This window comes from Achromobacter sp. RW408, from assembly GCF_003184165.1.
Classification (GTDB): domain Bacteria; phylum Pseudomonadota; class Gammaproteobacteria; order Burkholderiales; family Burkholderiaceae_B; genus Achromobacter; species Achromobacter xylosoxidans.
On sequence record NZ_QHHO01000022.1, the window covers coordinates 264,560 to 279,879 of the forward strand.

14 protein-coding genes are annotated in these 15,320 nt (G+C 64.6%); 5 read left to right on the forward strand and 9 right to left on the reverse strand.

Features of this window, described 5'->3' with window-relative positions:
• Positions 1 to 58: 58 nt before the first annotated feature.
• Both DK459_RS03435 and icd read right to left on the reverse strand, forming a co-directional pair.
• Positions 59 to 1,036, reverse strand: a complete 978-nt coding sequence (locus DK459_RS03435; protein WP_006389059.1) for a glycosyltransferase family 9 protein — start codon at positions 1,034 to 1,036, stop codon at positions 59 to 61.
• Between the two features lie 231 nt (positions 1,037 to 1,267).
• A complete protein-coding gene (gene icd / locus DK459_RS03440; RefSeq protein ID WP_006389058.1) occupies positions 1,268 to 2,524 on the reverse strand; it encodes an NADP-dependent isocitrate dehydrogenase in 1,257 nt (418 codons plus the stop codon).
• Positions 2,525 to 2,729: 205 nt separating this feature from the next.
• Here icd and DK459_RS03445 point away from each other — a divergent pair, with 205 nt between their 5' ends.
• Positions 2,730 to 3,155 carry a DUF1841 family protein gene (locus tag DK459_RS03445; RefSeq protein ID WP_054443158.1) on the forward strand — a complete coding sequence of 142 codons (426 nt, stop codon included), beginning with the start codon at positions 2,730 to 2,732 and terminating at the stop codon, positions 3,153 to 3,155.
• 69 nt (positions 3,156 to 3,224) lie between these two features.
• On the opposite strand, the gene DK459_RS03450 is transcribed toward DK459_RS03445, so the two are convergent.
• Positions 3,225 to 3,587 (reverse strand): cytochrome c, encoded by a 363-nt coding sequence (locus tag DK459_RS03450; RefSeq protein WP_026382324.1) that lies wholly within the window; start codon positions 3,585 to 3,587, stop codon positions 3,225 to 3,227.
• A 15-nt stretch (positions 3,588 to 3,602) separates the two neighbouring features.
• Positions 3,603 to 3,956 carry a cytochrome c gene (locus tag DK459_RS03455; protein WP_006389055.1) on the reverse strand — a complete coding sequence of 118 codons (354 nt, stop codon included), beginning with the start codon at positions 3,954 to 3,956 and terminating at the stop codon, positions 3,603 to 3,605.
• A 178-nt stretch (positions 3,957 to 4,134) separates the two neighbouring features.
• Here DK459_RS03455 and DK459_RS03460 point away from each other — a divergent pair, with 178 nt between their 5' ends.
• Together DK459_RS03460 and DK459_RS03465 are read left to right on the forward strand one after the other, a co-directional pair.
• Entirely contained in the window at positions 4,135 to 5,016 is an 882-nt protein-coding gene (locus DK459_RS03460) for a MoxR family ATPase (RefSeq protein ID WP_006389054.1), read from the forward strand.
• A gap of 22 nt (positions 5,017 to 5,038) precedes the next feature.
• Positions 5,039 to 6,211 carry a VWA domain-containing protein gene (locus DK459_RS03465; RefSeq protein ID WP_020924903.1) on the forward strand — a complete coding sequence of 391 codons (1,173 nt, stop codon included), beginning with the start codon at positions 5,039 to 5,041 and terminating at the stop codon, positions 6,209 to 6,211.
• Between the two features lie 40 nt (positions 6,212 to 6,251).
• Here the strand turns inward: DK459_RS03465 and DK459_RS03470 are convergent, their stop codons facing one another.
• From DK459_RS03470 to DK459_RS03480, 3 genes are all read right to left on the reverse strand, one after another.
• Complete coding sequence (locus DK459_RS03470) at positions 6,252 to 6,809, reverse strand: GNAT family N-acetyltransferase (RefSeq protein WP_006389052.1); 558 nt, start codon at positions 6,807 to 6,809, stop codon at positions 6,252 to 6,254.
• Positions 6,810 to 6,901: 92 nt separating this feature from the next.
• Positions 6,902 to 7,282 carry a hypothetical protein gene (locus DK459_RS03475; RefSeq protein WP_006389051.1) on the reverse strand — a complete coding sequence of 127 codons (381 nt, stop codon included), beginning with the start codon at positions 7,280 to 7,282 and terminating at the stop codon, positions 6,902 to 6,904.
• A gap of 315 nt (positions 7,283 to 7,597) precedes the next feature.
• Positions 7,598 to 8,197: a GNAT family N-acetyltransferase gene (locus DK459_RS03480; RefSeq protein ID WP_006389050.1), complete on the reverse strand. Its 600-nt coding sequence runs from the start codon at positions 8,195 to 8,197 to the stop codon at positions 7,598 to 7,600.
• A 111-nt stretch (positions 8,198 to 8,308) separates the two neighbouring features.
• On the opposite strand from DK459_RS03480, the gene DK459_RS03485 reads away from it, so the two are divergent.
• Both DK459_RS03485 and DK459_RS03490 read left to right on the forward strand, forming a co-directional pair.
• Positions 8,309 to 11,062 (forward strand): pitrilysin family protein, encoded by a 2,754-nt coding sequence (locus DK459_RS03485; protein WP_006389049.1) that lies wholly within the window; start codon positions 8,309 to 8,311, stop codon positions 11,060 to 11,062.
• Between the two features lie 285 nt (positions 11,063 to 11,347).
• The gene (locus DK459_RS03490) at positions 11,348 to 11,737 is read left to right on the forward strand and encodes a DUF4148 domain-containing protein (RefSeq protein WP_006389048.1); all 390 of its coding nucleotides are present in this window, start codon (positions 11,348 to 11,350) and stop codon (positions 11,735 to 11,737) included.
• 359 nt (positions 11,738 to 12,096) lie between these two features.
• On the opposite strand, the gene dnaJ is transcribed toward DK459_RS03490, so the two are convergent.
• Together dnaJ and dnaK are read right to left on the reverse strand one after the other, a co-directional pair.
• Positions 12,097 to 13,227: a molecular chaperone DnaJ gene (gene dnaJ / locus DK459_RS03495; RefSeq protein WP_006389047.1), complete on the reverse strand. Its 1,131-nt coding sequence runs from the start codon at positions 13,225 to 13,227 to the stop codon at positions 12,097 to 12,099.
• A gap of 109 nt (positions 13,228 to 13,336) precedes the next feature.
• Complete coding sequence (gene dnaK, locus DK459_RS03500; protein ID WP_006389046.1) at positions 13,337 to 15,262, reverse strand: molecular chaperone DnaK; 1,926 nt, start codon at positions 15,260 to 15,262, stop codon at positions 13,337 to 13,339.
• Positions 15,263 to 15,320: the final 58 nt, after the last annotated feature.

Consider the following 15,320-nt stretch of genomic DNA (forward strand, 5'->3'; position numbering starts at 1 on the left):
GCAGGCCATGGCGGCATCGGCGGGATCGGCAACGGCTGCCGCCCCCCGCCGGCCTGCATTACGATCGAGCGACTTTCGAAGCCATGATGGATTTCTTGTAGTCTCGCGTCAGGCCTTCGAACGCCGCCATGACGCTGCCCGGCCGCAACCACTCGCGCCACAGGCGGTCGCGCCAGCGGCCTCCAGGGATATAGGCAGGGTAGGCGATGCGGGACATCGACCAACCGGGACGCCACGCCTTGGTGCGGGTCGGGCGCCCGGTCAAGGTCAGCGTCGGCACGCCCACGCTGGACGCCAGGTGGCCGACACCGGATTCATTGCCGATGAACCAGCCGCATTCGTGGATGAATGCCGCCACGTCCACCAGGGCGGGGGACTGCTGGATGGCCAGGCCGGCCTCGGTCAGGCAGGCCCACGCGGCACGCTCGTGGGGAGCCAGGATGAACACCGGTTCATAGCCCTGGCGTTGCAACCGCAGGCCCAGCTCGACGAAATGCCGCGGTGCCCAGCAACGATCCGGGCCGGTGGACGACGGATGCACCGCCACCCGCTTCTCGAAAACGCGATGGCGTCCCGCCACCGGCGGGCGCAGCCCGATGTCGGTGTCCGCCAGCGCCAGCCCGAGCTGGTCGCGGCAATAATCCCGGATTTGGTTGAGCTTGACGAAGCCCCTGCCGGTAATCACCACATGGGCGTCGTAATAGAAATAGGACGGAGCAAAAGCGTGCAGGGCATAGGGCCAGCCGACATGCATCTGCGCGGCGCAATCGTAGTCCTTCAGCACGGCGGCGGCCTGTTCCTCGGGCAGCGAAGGCCGGATGTCCATCCCTGGAAACCAATCGCGCAAGCCATAGGCGTAATCGCCAAAAATGGTCACTTCGCGCCCATGCGCGATCAGGTTGTGCGCCATGGTCATCATGAGCAGCGTGTCGCCCAATCGGGGCGCCATCAGCAGCGCGACCCGCTTGGCGTCACGCAGGCCTCGGACACTCGCCGAAGCGTCATAGGGCGGCATATTGGGGGCTGGTTGTGCCATGTCGAAGGGATATCCGCAGACTGAAAAGGAATACCGTATTGGAAACGCGGGAATTATAACGGTGTAATAATCACAATTTGATGCTTTTTGTCTCAGTGCGACGCATAAATCCACACGCGGATTCTTTCAGCTCGATGGAAACGGGCGTGAAATCAGCGCATCGCGCCCGAAAAAAACCCGCAGGCCTCGCGGCATGCGGGTTTTTGGGGCGAAGCGCAGAGACGCTCCCGATCACATGTTGTCGATCATGACCTGGCCGAAGCCCGAGCAGGACACCTGGGTCGCGCCTTCGAGCAAGCGCGCGAAGTCGTAAGTGACCTTCTTGGAGAGGATCGATTTTTCCATGCTGGAGATGATCAGGTCGGCCGCCTCGGTCCAGCCCATGTGGCGCAACATCATTTCCGCCGACAGGATCTCCGAACCCGGGTTGACGTAGTCCTTGCCCGCGTACTTCGGCGCCGTGCCGTGCGTGGCCTCGAACATGGCGACCGAATCCGACAGGTTGGCGCCCGGGGCGATGCCGATGCCGCCCACCTGCGCGGCCAGCGCGTCGGAGATGTAGTCGCCGTTCAGGTTCAGGGTGGCGATCACGTCGTATTCGGCCGGACGCAGCAGGATCTGCTGCAGGAACGCGTCGGCGATGACGTCCTTGACGATGATCTCGCGGCCGGTCTTGGGATTCTTGAACTTGCACCACGGGCCGCCGTCGATCAGCTGCGCGCCGAATTCCTTCTGCAGCAGCGCGTAGCCCCAGTCACGGAAACCGCCTTCCGTGAACTTCATGATGTTGCCCTTGTGCACCAGGGTCAGCGAGGTACGGTCATTGTCGATGACGTACTGCGCCGCCTTGCGCACCAGGCGCTCGGTGCCTTCGCGCGACACCGGCTTGATGCCGATGGACGAGGTGTTGGGGAAGCGGATCTTCTTGACGCCGAGCTTGGTCTGCAGGAACTGGATCAGTTCCTTGGCCTGCTCGCTTTCGGCCATGTATTCGATGCCGGCGTAGATGTCCTCCGAGTTCTCGCGGAAGATCACCATGTTCGTCTTTTCCGGTTCACGCACCGGCGACGGCACACCCTTGAAATACGCCACCGGACGCAGGCAGACGTACAAATCCAGCTGTTGGCGCAGCGCCACGTTCAGCGAGCGGATGCCGCCGCCGACCGGGGTGGTCAGCGGGCCCTTGATCGACACCACGTAGTCCTTGACGACCTCCAGGGTCTCGTCGGGCAGCCAGACGTCCGGGCCGTAGACCTTGGTGGCCTTCTCGCCGGCATAGACCTCCATCCAGTGGATCTTGCGCTTGCCGCCGTAGGCCTTTTGCACGGCGGCGTCGACGACCTTGATCATCACGGGGGTGATGTCCGCGCCCGTGCCATCACCCTCGATATAGGGCACGATGGGCTGATCGGGCACGTTCAGCGAGAAATCAGCGTTGACCGTGATCTTCTGGCCCCCAGCGGGCACCTTGATATGTTGGTAGGACATGAATGCTCCATTTGCTCCGAGTGGTTTTGCTGCACGCGCGCCCATCGGCCGGCATGTGGTCCGCAGGGCCGCGCGGCCCCGGCGAAACGCGCACTGGATGGCGGATAGCAACCAATTCTATATCGCATTGGGGCCGGCGGGCGGGCGGCGGACCCGCGGGCGGTAAAATAAAGCCATCTATAGCCCGCATGGCATCCTTCTACCGATGTTCAACCCTTCCCGCGACCAAGTCCGCGAATTCTTCATCGAAACCTGGCGCAAGCACCGCGCCAACCAGGTCCTGACCCCGCTGGAGGCCATGGCCCTGGACTGGATCATCGAACATCCGGAATACCATCCCGATCTCGAAAGCCCGGACGCCATGACCGCCGAGTACGCGGTCGAAAAAGGCCGCACCAATCCGTTCCTGCACCTGTCGATGCACCTTGCCATCGCCGAGCAACTGTCGATCGACCACCCGCCCGGCATCCGCAGCGCCTACCAGCGGCTGGTGGCGCGCACCGACGCGCACCAGGCCGCGCACGAGATCATGGAATGCCTGGGCCAGGTGGTCTGGGAAGCGCAGCGCCTGGGCACGCCGCTGGACAGCGATACCTACATCGACCTGATCCGCCAGCGCGCCGAACGCTGAACCGCCCGCCCAACGAAAAACCCTCGGCATGCCGAGGGTTTTTTCACTTTCGCCAGATCGAATGCGGCCTTATTTGCGCACGCCCAGGTCGCTGGGCAACGACGACAGCCAGGCGGCCACGTTGCTGATGTCCTGGTCCGACAACTGGGTGGCGAAGGCGCCCATAATGGGGTTCTTGCGCACATTGGCCGTGGCCGCGCTGCCCGAAGCGCCCCGCCGGTAGGCCTTCAGCGCATGCACCAGGTAGTCGGCATGCTGGCCGGCCAGCGTCGGATAGGCCGGGTCCACCGCCGTCTTGGCGTCGGCGCCGTGGCACGACGCGCACTGGAATTTCTCGAAGACGGCCTTGCCGGCCACCAGGTCCTGGGCCTGGGCGGCAGCGCCCGAAATGGCCAACGTCGCGCCCGCGAGGGCAAGCATGGTACGGTTCATGTGATTGCCCCCCGGTTATTTGAGATTCGAGTAGTACGCGGCCAGATCGGCGATGTCCTGGTCGGACAGGCTGCCGGCAATGGCGTCCATCGTGGGATGGCTGCGCGCGCCTTTCTTGTACTCATTGAGGGCGGTTTCGATGTATTTCGCGTTCTGCCCAGCGATCATCGGCACGTGGTAAAGCTCGGGAAACGTTGCCTTGTAGCCTTCGATGCCGTGACAACCGATGCACATGGACACCTTGTCGCGGGCGTTCTGGACATTGCCGACCGGGGCTGCATCTGCGGCGCTTGCCTGGCCGGCGATCGCACAGGATGCCAGCGCGGCCAGCAGGGAAACCGAGTACTTCCGAGAGAATCGCAACTTCATTGGGATGGCTCTTCTTGGTATGGCTTGAGGACTAGGGCCTGCTCACACGGAAAGGCCCCCGGCAAACACGTTGCGGGTCGAACCCAACTGCAAAACCGCCTGATTGTACGATAATTGCTCAGGATTAATACCTGAAAATGGCCTTGATCCCCATCAACCCTGAGAAGTCCGCTGATCCATGTCCGCTGCCCAGACCGCTCCTTCCGCACCGCAAGCACGCTTCGATGGCACCGATCGCTACGTCGCCACCGATGACCTGAAGCTCGCCGTAAACGCCGCCCTGACACTGCAGCGCCCGCTGCTGATCAAGGGCGAACCCGGCACCGGCAAAACCATGCTGGCCGAGGAAGTGGCGCGCGCGCTGGACCGCCCCTTGCTGCAGTGGCACATCAAGTCCACCACCAAGGCGCATCAGGGTCTTTACGAATACGACGCGGTGTCGCGCCTGCGCGACTCGCAGCTCGGCGACGAAAAAGTCCGCGACATCCGCAACTACATCGTGCAGGGCACGCTGTGGCAGGCTTTCGAGGCCGAGCAGCCGGTGGTGGTGCTGATCGACGAGATCGACAAGGCCGACATCGAATTCCCCAACGACCTGCTGCGCGAACTGGACCGCATGGAGTTCCATGTGTACGAAACGCGCCAGACCATCGCCGCGCGCCACCGCCCGCTGGTCATCATCACCTCCAACAATGAGAAGGACCTGCCCGACGCCTTCCTGCGCCGCTGCTTCTTCCACTACATCCGCTTCCCCGACCGCGAGACCATGCGCGACATCGTCGCGGTGCACTTCCCCGAACTCAAGCAGGACGTGCTGCGCGCGGCGCTCGACACCTTCTTCAGCCTGCGCGACGCGCCGGGCCTGAAGAAGAAGCCGTCGACCTCCGAGTTGCTGGACTGGCTGCGCCTGCTGCTGGCCGAGGACGTCAGCGCCGCGCAGATCGACGCGCACACCGCCACCGCGGTGCCGCTGATGGCCGGCGCCCTGCTCAAGAACGAACAGGACGTGCACCTGCTGGAACGGCTCGCCGCCATGACCCGCGGCGCCCAGCGCCGCTGACTTTCCAATCACGGCGGCCGCCATGCTGATCGACTTCTTCTACCACCTGCGGGCCCACAAGCTGCCGGTCTCGGTGCAGGAATACCTGACGCTGGTGGACGCCTTGCGCCAGGACGTGATGACGCCCACGCTGGACGACTTCTACTTCCTGGCGCGCACCGCGCTGGTCAAGGACGAAGCGCTCTACGACCGCTACGACAAGGCCTTCGGCGCCTACTACAAGGGCATCGAGGCCGCGCTGCCGGCGGGCAAGGACATCCCGCTGGACTGGCTCATCAAGCAGTTCGAGAAGAGCCTGACGCCGGAAGAGAAGGCCGCCATCGAGAAGCACGGCTGGGACAAGCTGATGGAGCTCTTCAAGGAACGCATGGAAGAGCAAAAGGAACGCCACGCCGGCGGCAGCAAATGGATCGGCACCGGCGGCACCTCGCCCTTCGGCAACGGCGGCTACCACCCCGAAGGCATCCGCGTCGGCGGCCAGTCGGCCGGCAACCGCAGCGCGGTCAAGGTCTGGGACATGCGCCAGTTCAAGGACTACGACGACCAGGTCGAGCTGGGCACGCGCAACTTCAAGGTCGCGCTGCGCCGCTTGCGGCGCTTCGCGCGCGAAGGCGCCGAACTCGAACTGGACCTGGACGACACCATCGCCAGCACCGCGCGCAATGCCGGGCACCTGGACCTGCGCATGGTCCCGGAGCGCCACAACACGGTCAAGGTGCTGATGCTGCTGGACGTCGGCGGCAGCATGGACGACCATATCGGCCGCGTCGAGGAACTGTTCTCCGCGGCTCGCAGCGAGTTCCGCAACCTCGAGGTCTACTACTTCCACAACTGCCCCTACGAGAGCCTGTGGCAGAGCAACCGCCGGCGCCAGAACGAACGCTTCGACACCTGGGACGTGCTGCGCAAGTACAACCCCGACTGGCGCCTGATCATCGTCGGCGACGCCACCATGAGCCCCTACGAGATCCTGCAGCCGGGCGGCTCGGTCGAGCACTACAACAAGGAACCCGGCGCGCAGTGGATGCGCCGGCTGCTGGACGCCTGGCCCAAGTCCGTGTGGCTCAACCCCGAGCCCACCGCGTCGTGGCAGTACCGCCAGTCGATCGCGCTGATGCGCGACATCATGCAGGACCGCATGTACCCCGTGACGGTCGCGGGTCTGGAACAGGCGATGCGAGTGCTGTCGAAGTGACGCGCCGCCGCGCCTGGCGGCGCCGTCCCCGTGGCTCGCTTCAGCCGTCCACCGGCTGCGCCGGCGTATCCAGGGTCAACTGGTAGAAAGCCAGGTCGAGCCAGCGACCGAACTTGAAGCCGGCCTCGCGGATGGTGCCGGCATGCACGAATCCCAGCTTCTCATGCAGCTTGATGCTGCCCTGGTTGGCCGCGTCGATGCCGCCGATCATCAGGTGCACCTGGTTGGCGCGGGCGCGTTCGATCAGCACGCGCATCAGCGCCTCGCCCAAGCCCCGCCCGCGAAAGCGGCCGTCGACATACACGGAATGCTCGACCGAGTACTTGTAGGCCGGCCAGGCGCGGAACGTGCCGTAGCTGGCGAACGCCATCAGCTCGCCCGCCGCGTTCTCGAATCCCACCACCGGGAAGCCGCCGGCGGCCTTGGCCTGGAACCAGCCCAGCATCGCCTCGCGCGGCCGCGGCTTGTAGTCGTACAGCGCGGTGGAAGTGGCGATGGCTTCGTTGAAGATGGCCAGGATCTGGTCCGCATGGCGCTCGTGCGTGCAATCGACCAGGATGGCGCCGCCCGGGGCGCCGTTGTCAGCGTGCGTAGTCATGGCGCGGATTGTAGCGAGCCGCCTTGCCGATGGGACAAAAAAAACCGGCGATGGCGCCGGTTCAGTGACGGTACTGCCGCTTCTGGCCACTCTCAGGCGGCGCGGCTCTCCACAGATCGGTGGGCGCCTTCGGCCATGCTGCGCATCCCGGGGCATTGGCGCCAGGACAGCTCGTCGGCGTCCATATCCAGGTCGAACAGGTCATTGGCCGCGGGCCACGGATGCTGGCGCGCCTCGGCGCCCTCCATCTCGAGCACATGCCCCGCAAAGCCTCGCGGCGAGCCTCCGCATTCGGCGAAATAGCGCTGCGTGCGCAGGTCCACCACATAGGTGGTCATGTCATGGGTCAGTATGGCCACGAATTGGCCGTCATCACTGGCATAAGCGTACTGAAACTGTCCTTTGATGCGGTCGCCGCTCATGGGGCTGCCGGTCAATTGGGACAAGGCACGCGTGACGATCTCGGTCAGCATGGGTCGTTCCTCCGAAAGATGCGCCGGCAGGATGCCGGCGGCGAAGGCGCGAACAGCAAGCACCGTCGTCGCCCGCTAGGCGGGGTCGCGATCCGGCATGGGGCAGGTCTGCGACCCGGCGGGGCGGCGGCTGGCGTTGGACGGGAAACCTGTAGACGGCTGTCGCGCGTCCCGTCGGCAACAGCAACTACGTTCTGCAAAGCTTACACCCGCGCCCGTCCCGACCTCAAATCGGCCTGGCCACGCCAGCGTGTTGCGTTGCACCAGCCCCGGTTGCCAAGGCTTGCCGGCCCTTTTCGGCCCCTCCATCAGTCCTTATGCGGCCGCGACCGGCTCCGCGCCTGTTCCTGCGTCACCATTTTTCCGCGCCCGCCAGGCCTCGCGCGCCAGCCGATACAACACATGCGTCTTCAAGGGATGACCGTCCGGCACCGCCGGATGCGCGAAGCGCGCTGCTTCCTCGCGCATGCCCAGGCGCCGCATCACCGCGCGCGACGGCTCGTTCTCCGGAACCGTGAACGCCACGATCTCGGAAAGACCGACCTGCTCGAATCCCACCCGCAGCGCGGCCTGCGCGGCTTCGCTGGCATAGCCCCTGCCCCAATAGGGCGCGGCCAGGCGCCAGCCGATTTCCACGCCGGGCGCGAACGGCAGCGTCGGCGCCAGCGCCTTGATCCCGACGAATCCGATGAACGGCGCGACGCCCGGCGCTTCGACGGCCCAGAATCCCCAACCGTATTCGTCGATGCCCGCGGCCAACCGGTCGGCCAACGCGTCGCTTTGCGCCGCGCTCATCGGCAGAAGGTAGCGGGTCACGCGCGCATCCGTATTCATGGCGGCGAACGGCTTGCGGTCGGCAGCCAGCCACTGTCGCAGCACCAGCCGGGGAGTCTCGATTTCAAGGGATAGCGACATGCGCGGTTTTCCAGACAGAATGACGGAGCGGCGCGCGGGGGCCCAAGACCCTGAACCATTCACACCGTATACACTCCAACGGATTCTGCCATGCCAAAGGAATAGTCCGCCATGCGCCTGTCCATATCGAAGCTGCCGCGCCCCCTGGGCGCGCTGCTGTTTTCATCCTTCCTGGCCTTCCAGGCCGGAGCCGCCAGCCTGCCGGCCGGCGTCACGGAGGCCGCCTCGATTGAAGGCATCACCGAATACCGCCTCAGCAACGGCCTGCGCGTCCTGCTGGTTCCCGACGAATCCAAGCCCTCGACCACGGTCAACATGACCTACCTGGTCGGCTCACGCAACGAGAACTACGGCCAGACCGGCATGGCCCACCTGCTCGAACACATGCTGTTCAAGGGCACGTCCACCACCCGCAACGCCATGGGCGAATTCTCGCGCCGCGGCCTGCAGGCCAACGGCTCGACCTCCAGCGACCGCACCAACTATTTCGCCAGCTTCGCCGCCAACCCCGACACCCTCAAGTGGTACCTCGGCTGGCAGGCCGACGCCATGGTCAATTCCCTGATCGCCAAGGAAGACCTCGATTCCGAAATGACCGTGGTGCGAAACGAGATGGAAAGCGGCGAGAACAGCCCTTTCCGCATCCTCATGCAGAAGATGCAGGCGGCCGCCTTCCAGTGGCACAGCTACGGCAAGAACACCATCGGCGCCCGCTCCGACGTCGAGAACGTCGACATCGGCCAGTTGCGCGCCTTCTATCACCAGTACTACCAGCCCGACAACGCGGTGCTGATCGTGGCCGGCAAGTTCGATCCGCAGGCCACGCTGGCCGACATCGAATCCACGCTGGGCAAGCTGCCCAAGCCGGACCGCCAGCTGCCACCGGAATACACCGTCGAACCGGCCCAGGACGGCGAGCGCGCCGTCACCCTGCGCCGCACCGGCGGCACGCCGCTGGTCGCCGCGATGTACCACATCCCGGCCGCCGGCAGCCCCGACTTCGTGCCGTTCGACCTGGCCACCACCATCCTGGCCGATACGCCGTCCGGCCGCCTCTACCATGCGCTGGTGCCGACCAAGCTGGCCTCGGGCGTGTTCGGCTTCACCATGGAAAACCTGGATCCGGGCCTGGCGATGTTCGCCGCTCAACTGACCCCGGGCAAGAGCCAGGACGCGGCCATGAAGGCGCTCACCGGCACGCTCGAGACGCTGGGCAAGAAACCCTTCACCCAACAGGAACTCGACCGCGCGCGCAGCAAATGGCTGACCTCGTGGGAGCAGACCTACAGCGATCCCGAACAAGTCGGCGTGGCGCTGTCCGAAGCCATCGCCGCCGGCGACTGGCGCCTGTTCTTCCTGCAGCGTGACCGCGCCCGCAAGGCCACGCTGGCCGAGGTACAGCAGGCGGCCACCACCTACCTGGTGCAAAGCAATCGCATCGAAGGCCGCTACATCCCGACCGACAAGCCGCTGCGCGCGCCGCAGACGCAACGGGTCGATCTGACCGCGGTGTTCAAGGACTACAAGGGCGACCCCGACTTCAAGGCGGCATCCGCGTTCGATCCCACTCCGCAAAACATCGACCGCCTGACCCAGCGCAAGACGCTGGACCTGCCCAACGGCCCGGTGCAACTGGCGTTGCTGCCCAAGGCTACCCGCGGCAACCGCGTGCAGGCGCAGATGCTGATCCAGTTCGGCAATGAAAAAGACCTGCTCGGCCAGCGCGTGAACTCCAGCGCCGTGGCCGACCTGCTGGCCCGCGGCACGGCCAAGCTGTCGCGCCAGGACATCCAGGACCGCCTCGACAAACTGCAGGCCGAGCTGGGCTTCAGCGGCGGCGGCACCACGCTCAGGATCGCCATGTCGACCAAGCGTGAAAACCTGCCCGAACTGACCCGCCTCGCCCTGGACATCGTGCGCAACGCCAACTTCCCCAAGGAACAGCTCGAGGAATACCAGCGCCAGCTCGAAACCTCGATCCAGAACGCCATGACCGAGCCGCAGGCCCTGGCCGGACGCGCCCTGGCCCGCCAGGACAATCCGTGGCCCGCCAACGACCTGCGCTACGTGCCGACGTTCGAGGAATCCCTGGCCGGCGTGCGCGCGCTGAACCGTGACGCACTGGTCAAGTTCCACGCCAAGTTCTACGGCGCCGGCAAGATCGAGTACTCGGCCGTCGGCGACTTCGAGCCCGAAGCCGTCGAAAAGGCCGTCAAGGATGGCCTGGCGGGCTGGAAACGCGCCCCCGCCTACACCCGTGTCGGCAATCCGTACCGCGACATCCCGGCCAAGCAGTTCGACATCGAGACCCCGGACAAGGCCAATGCGTTCTACATCTCGCGCATGCCCCTGAAGCTGCAGGACAGCGACGCCGACTACCCGGCGCTGTACCTGGCCAACTACCTGTTCGGCGCCTCGGAAACCTCGCGCCTGTGGAACCGTGTGCGCGAGACCGAAGGCCTGTCCTACAACGTGCGCAGCTCGCTGTCGGTGTCGTCGTTCGAACCCAGCGCCAGCTGGACCATGTACGCCATCTACGCGCCGCAGAACCGCGAGCGCCTGGAAAAAGCCATCGGCGAGGAACTGGCCCGTGTGCTCAAGGACGGCTTCACCGACAAGGAAATCTCCGAAGGCATCACCGCACTGCTGAACTACCGCAACCTGGCCCGCGCCCAGGACGATGTGCTGGCCGGCACCTGGCTCGACTACCTGCAACGTGGCCGCACCTTCGAATGGTCGGCCGAAATGGACAGGAAGATCACCGCCCTCACCCCTGACTTGGTCAACGCGGCGTTGCGCAAGTACCTGCGCCCTGACGGCTTCAGCACCGCCGTCGCCGGCGACTTCAAGAAAAAGGCGCCCTGACGCCACGCCTTCCGGCATCCCACGCCCCTGCTCCGGCAGGGGCTTTTTTTTGCCTGTCCGCCACCCCGCTCCCCTCATGAGGGACGGGCTGGACGCATGACCATGCCATAAACGGGGAGATTTCTTATCCAAATGTTTATTACCCATCCATTTGGAAAGATGTTTTCAAGATATACGGGTTTATCCCAGGTGAGATGACGCGCACAATTCAGTCATCGGGAACAAACAACGAACCACGACGGAGGGCCGCCGGATTCGGCCCCGTCTACAACATTGGAGGTCATTATGAAAACCCTGACGACTACCCTTCTGATTTCCCTAGCCTTGGCCGGCGCCGGCGCGCAAGCCGCCGGTGTCGAGCAAGCCAAGTCGAGCGCCCAGGTCGCGACCGAACTGCAACAAGCCAAGGTCAGCGGCCAATACACCTTCGGCGAGCTGGACTACCCGCCCGCCCTGCCCCAGGCCACCAGCCTGAGCTCGCAGGAAGTGCAGGCCCAGCTGCAACAAGCCAAGACCAGCGGCGAATACACCTTCGGCGAACTGCAATACCCGCCGGTCGTGGCAGCGCCCGCCGCCGGCAAGAGCCGCGCCGAAGTCCAGCAGGAACTTGCCCAGGCCAAGGCCAGCGGCCAATACACGTTCGGCGAGCTCGAATACCCGCCGATCACCCGGTGAGCTGCTTGCTGTAGCCCGACCGGCCTCGGACGGCATCATGGTTCGGGGTCGGTATTTTCCGGCAACGGCGGCAGAACTGTAGCAGTGGAAGTAGCAGGACCTGTAGTAGCAGTACGAAGTCTGTTTTGGAAGAGGCAGCAACTGTAGTTAGCAAGACCCGTAGTTAGCAGCACCCGTAGTCAGCAGTACGAAGTCTGAAGCAAGAAGTAGCAGTACCCGTAGTGAAACCGCGGCGCAAGCCGCGGTTTTTTTTCGCCCCGACGTCGTGCCGCCTGCCACAATGAAAGCGGCCCAGGGTCCGGATACCTCCAGACCCTGGGCCGTGGTCCGCCGCAATGGCGAAAGTCAGGTCAGGCGATTCAGCTGAAAAATTCCTTGACGCGATCGGTCCAGGACTTGCTTTGCGGCGAGTGGCGGTCGCCGCCGTCGTTCAGCGAGGCCTCGAACTGGCGCAGGATGTTCTTCTGGTCATCGCTCAGGCGCACCGGCGTCTCGACCACCACGTGGCAGTACAAGTCGCCCGGATAGCTGCCGCGCACGCCGCGGATACCCTTGCCGCGCAGGCGGAAGGTCTTGCCGGACTGCGTGCCCTCGGGAATCGAGATCTCGGCCTTGCCGCCCAGCGTCGGCACCTGCAGTTCACCGCCCAGCGCCGCCGTGGTGAACGGGATGGTCAGTTCGCAGTGCAGGTCGTCGCCATCGCGCTGGAAGATCTTGTGCTGCTTGATGTGGATTTCCACATACAGGTCGCCCGGCGGGCCGCCATTGATGCCCGGCTCGCCATTGCCGCTGGAGCGGATGCGCATGCCGTCATCGATACCGGCCGGGATCTTGACCTGCAAGGTCTTGTTGCGGCGGATGCGGCCGACGCCATCGCAGGCCACGCACGGATCGGTGATCTCCTTGCCGTTGCCGTGGCAGGTCGGGCAGGTCTGCTGGACGCTGAAGAAGCCCTGCTGCATGCGCACCGCGCCGGAGCCGCCGCAGGTGCGGCAGGTCTTGGGCGAGGTGCCGGGCTTGGCGCCGGAACCGTGGCAGGTGTCGCAGTTTTCCCAGCTGGGCACGCGGATCTCGGTGTCGAAGCCGGCCGCTGCCTGCTCCAGCGTGATTTCCAGCGCGTACTTCAAGTCGGCGCCGCGGTACACCTGGGGACCGCCGCCGCGGCGGCCACCGCCGCCACCGCCGAAGATCTCGCCGAAGATGTCGCCAAAGGCGTCGGCGAAGCCACCGCCCATGCCGCCGCCGCCCATGCCCGCGGCGTTGGGGTCGACGCCCGCGTGGCCGTAGCGGTCGTACGCGGCGCGCTTCTGTTCATCACCCAGGACCTCGTAGGCTTCCTTGGCTTCCTTGAACTTCTCTTCGGCTTCCTTGCTGTCCGGATTGCGGTCCGGATGGTATTTCATGGCCAGCTTTCGATAGGCCTTCTTGAGTTCGTCGTCCGAGGCATTTTTTGCCACGCCCAGGACGTCGTAATAGTCGCGTTTTGCCATGATCGGTGGGCTCGGGGGAGAGCCTTCTTTTCAGTGCTACAGAATGAGTTCGCCCGGTAGGCGGATTTCTCCGGCTACCGGGCGGCAGAGGCAGGTCAGCGCCCGGCCATTATTGGTCGCGCTTGACTTCCTTGAAGTCGGCGTCGACGACATTGTCGTCCACCGGCTTCGCGTTGTCGGCGGCCTGCTGCTGGCCGGCCGCTTGCTGCGCCTGCATGTCGGCGTACATCTTTTCGCCGAGCTTCTGCGAGGCGGTCGACAGGGCTTCGACCTTGGCGTCGATGGCGGCCTTGTCGCCATCCTTCAGCGTGTCTTCCAGCTCCTTGATGGCCGCTTCGATGCTTTCCTTCTCGGACGCCTCGAGCTTGTCGCCGTATTCGGTCAGCGACTTGCGGGTGGCGTGCACCAGCGCATCGGCCTGGTTGCGGGCCTGGGCCAGTTCGGCGACGCGGTGATCTTCCTCGGCATTGGCCTCGGCATCCTTGACCATGCGCTGGATCTCGTCTTCCGACAGACCCGAGTTGGCCTTGATGGTGATCTTGTTTTCCTTGCCGGTGCCCTTGTCCTTGGCCGACACGTGCAGGATGCCGTTGGCGTCGATGTCGAACGTGACTTCGATCTGCGGCATGCCACGCGGCGACGGCGGGATCCCTTCGAGGTTGAACTCGCCCAGGGCCTTGTTGCCCGCGGCGATTTCGCGCTCGCCTTGGAACACCTTGATCGTCACGGCCGGCTGGTTGTCGTCGGCGGTCGAGAACGTCTGCGAGAACCGGGTCGGGATGGTCGTGTTCTTCTGGATCATCTTGGTCATCACACCGCCCAGGGTTTCAATACCCAGGGACAGGGGGGTGACGTCCAGCAGCAGCACGTCCTTGCGGTCGCCCGACAGCACGGAACCCTGGATGGCGGCGCCAGCGGCGACGGCTTCGTCGGGGTTCACGTCCTTGCGCGGATCCTTGCCGAAGAATTCCTTCACCTTTTCCTGGACCTTGGGCATGCGGGTCATGCCGCCAACCAGGATCACGTCGTCGATGTCGGAAACCTTCACGCCGGCGTCCTTGATGGCCACGCGGCAGGGCTCGATGGTGCGTTCGATCAGTTCCTCGACCAGCGCTTCCAGCTTGGCGCGCGTGATCTTCAGGTTCAGGTGCTTCGGACCCGAGGCGTCGGCCGTGATGTACGGCAGGTTGATCTCGGTCTGCTGGCTGGAGGACAGCTCGATCTTGGCCTTTTCGGCGGCTTCCTTCAGGCGCTGCAGGGCCAGCACATCCTTGGACAGATCGACGCCTTGTTCCTTCTTGAACTCGCCGATGATGTAGTCGATGATGCGCTGGTCGAAGTCTTCGCCGCCCAGGAAGGTGTCGCCGTTGGTCGACAGCACTTCGAACTGCTTTTCGCCATCGACGTCGGCGATTTCGATGATGGACACGTCGAACGTGCCGCCGCCCAGGTCATACACGGCGATCTTGCGGTCGCCCTTTTCGGTCTTGTCCAGGCCGAAGGCCAGCGCGGCCGCGGTCGGCTCGTTGATGATGCGCTTGACTTCCAGGCCGGCGATGCGACCGGCATCCTTGGTGGCCTGGCGCTGGCTGTCGTTGAAGTACGCCGGCACCGTGATGACGGCCTCGGTCACTTCCTCGCCCAGGTAGTCCTCGGCGGTCTTCTTCATCTTGCGCAGCACGTCGGCCGACACTTGGGGAGGCGCCATCTTCTTGCCGCGCACTTCCACCCAGGCGTCGCCGTTGTCGGCCTTGACGATGGCATAGGGCATCAGGTTGATGTCCTTCTGAACCGCCTTTTCCTCGAACTTGCGGCCGATCAGGCGCTTCACCGCGTACAGGGTGTTCTTGGGGTTGGTCACTGCCTGGCGCTTGGCGGGCGCGCCCACCAGGGTTTCGCCGTCGTCCATGTAAGCGACGATCGAGGGGGTGGTGCGGGCGCCTTCGGCGTTTTCGATGATCTTGACCTGACCGCCGTCCATGACAGCCACGCAGCTGTTGGTCGTGCCCAGGTCGATGCCAATAATTTTGCTCATGGTCGGGTTACCTTGGATAAATCTGTGAAATTGGAGAGAAATTTCCTGTCCCCACATA